This is a genomic window from Arthrobacter sp. NPDC056727 (genome assembly GCF_042790555.1).
Classification (GTDB): Bacteria; Actinomycetota; Actinomycetes; order Actinomycetales; family Micrococcaceae; genus Arthrobacter.
In genome coordinates this window covers 1-2,402 of record NZ_JBHTZA010000058.1, presented here as the reverse complement: position 1 = coordinate 2,402, position 2,402 = coordinate 1, and the positions used below count along the sequence as shown (strand labels likewise).

The 2,402-nt window shown below is 58.1% G+C and carries 3 protein-coding genes; 1 reads left to right on the top strand and 2 read right to left on the bottom strand.

All coding sequences use genetic code 11. The features are described from left to right. Positions 1 to 49: 49 nt before the first annotated feature. Together ACFRAH_RS24215 and ACFRAH_RS24210 are read right to left on the bottom strand one after the other, a co-directional pair. On the bottom strand, positions 50 to 937 hold the full coding sequence (locus ACFRAH_RS24215) for a dioxygenase (RefSeq protein WP_377993436.1): 888 nt from the start codon (positions 935 to 937) through the stop codon (positions 50 to 52). 51 nt (positions 938 to 988) lie between these two features. Then, positions 989 to 1,972: an amidohydrolase family protein gene (locus ACFRAH_RS24210; protein ID WP_377993435.1), complete on the bottom strand. Its 984-nt coding sequence runs from the start codon at positions 1,970 to 1,972 to the stop codon at positions 989 to 991. 128 nt (positions 1,973 to 2,100) lie between these two features. Here ACFRAH_RS24210 and ACFRAH_RS24205 point away from each other — a divergent pair. Then, a partial coding sequence (locus ACFRAH_RS24205) for a helix-turn-helix domain-containing protein (RefSeq protein WP_377993434.1) occupies positions 2,101 to 2,402 on the top strand: 302 nt, incomplete at its 3' end.

Below are 2,402 nucleotides of genomic sequence, written 5' to 3'. Positions count from 1 at the left end.
ACGGATATCTCCTTTGACTATGTGGCTGGTTCTAAAATCCGGCACCGACTCAAACAGGCGCGAGCACGATATCGAACCGAGTCGACACCCAAGGCCCAGCCAAAACCCGATTGGTCGCGTTCGGTTCGCCTGCCCCATGCTCAACGAAGTCTTTGATGAGAGACGGTTTCACGCCAAAGACCGAGTCTGTCTCGAGATAGGTGTCGCCGGCGACGAAAATATGGGTGACGAGGGTCCGGTACCCGGGCGCCTGAACCATGAAGTGCAAATGCGAGGCACGCATTGGAGATCGCCCTGCTGCCTTCAGCAGTTCTCCAACAGGCCCGTCGTCGGGGATGGGGTACGGCACGGGCTTAATTCCCCAGAACCCGTAATTGCCCGCCGGATCCGAGCGCAGCTGGGCTCGGGCGGCGATACGCCCGTCGTCGTACTGAACATCGTAAAAGCCGTCTTCATCACACTCCCACACGTCAATCGTCGCGTTGGGGATGGATTCTCCAGTGATGCCTTTAACGCTGCCCTCAACCCAGCAAGGCTGGCCTGACGCACCGTGTGAAATGTCGTCGCCGTTGCCAATGATCGGTGCGTCATCGACGAAGAAGGGGCCGAATACCGTGGCCTCAGTGGCATCACCTTGAGCGGTGTTATTCACGCTAATGGTTTGCATGGAGACGCCCAGCACGTCGGAAAGCAGGATGAACTCTTGTCGGGTCGGTGTGGTGATGTCTCCGGCTCGCCGCAGGAAATTGATGGCGACGTTCCACTCTTCCTCCGTGAGGCGAACGTCTCTGACGAATGCGTGAAGGTGCCGGACTAGTGACTGCATGACCTGGCGAAAACGGGGATCGTTGCTGGAGGCGAAACTTTCAACCACCTCATCAGTGACAAACTGCTCGCGCGCTGATTGTTCGGTTGCGGCGTTTGCATGTTTTTCCATCACTGTCAGCTCCTGGCCTGCATAGTTTTAACTTTCCGGCGATGATTCATATCAGCGACGGCTTCCAACGAGCGAGTCGAGGTGGAGAAGGGACTCTGCGTTGCGGAAGCAGATCTTCTCGCGGTCGGCTTCGCTGATCGGAGCATTTTCGATGAAGTCACAGGCGACCTGCATGCTTTCGAATGGGTAGTCGGTGCCGAAGAGGATGTGATCGGCGCCCAAAGCCAGGAGTGCGCATAGGAGCGGTGCAGACGAGGCCACGCCGCTGGTCGTGATGTAGAGGTTGCGCCGAAGGTAATGCGACGGGTAACCAAGGTCGAGCTCGATGCCGTGATGGTTGTGGAAGTCCCACCGTGAGTCCAGCCGCCACAGTACGTAGGGGAGTGCTTCACCCATGTGTCCCAGGAGGAGTTTCGCATTTGGGAACCGGTCAAAAACACCGCTGAAAATCAACCGCAGGGCGTGCGTAGAGGTATCGAGACCCCAGCTCCACATCGGTCCCTGAAGCTCTGGGTGACCTGAAAGAACGTGCGCGGTGTCGACTCCGTTGGCCGGGTGGAGGTAGAGGGGCACATCCAGATCCTGTGCACGTTCCCACAGCACGGTGAAGTCGGGGTGATCAAGGTACTTTCCCTGGGTATGGGCGTTAATCAACCCACCGCGAAGTCCAAGCTGCTTGACCGACCGTTCCAGTTCGTCTGCCGCACCTTCCGGGTCTTGGAGCGCCAAAGCGCAGAAGCCAGAAAACCGAGACGGATTTTCCGCGATGACGCCAGCAAGAAAATCGTTGACAGTCGCAGCTTTGGCAGTTGCCACTGCCGGGTCCGGTTCGGCTTGGATTCCTGGGGAGTTCAGGGAAAGGACTTCGATATCAAGTCCCGCAGCATCCATTTCAGGAAGTCGTTCCTCCGTAAAGTCCAGCAGCCGCCGGCCTGCCTCAGCCCACGCCTTGGGCTGGGCAATGGACTTTGTCCCCTCGCCGTAGCCGACCAGGTCGGGTGTGACGAAGTGTTCTTCCAAGGCGATCTTTTTCATGACTCTCCATCGAGTAAGGTCCCGGCGCATTCACCAGTATGAGTTGACTTCACCATTGTGGAATCGTAGCGTTGTAGGTGTCAAGCCTGCGGTAGTTTTCCTTTCAGTAAAAGCGGAGGATTCGGCAGATGAAAGAGCAGACAAGCGCTGTTGTGGAAGGCCGTCTGACGGTATCGGGGCCGGTAGGCTCACTTCTTATGGAGAACGAGGAAGAAGTTCCGGTCGGTGACCAGCGGCAGGGCATTCAGTCGGTTGAAATTGCTGCGGTCATTCTGCGAGCGTTGGAGGCGCTCGGAGGCCCGTCAACGCTGGGTGATATTGCCCTGCGCGCCGGAGCGCAACCGAACAAGGTCCACCGTTACCTTGTGAGCCTGGTCCGGATGGGACTGGCAGTGCAGTCCCCCATCTCCGGCCGTTACGACCTCGGCCC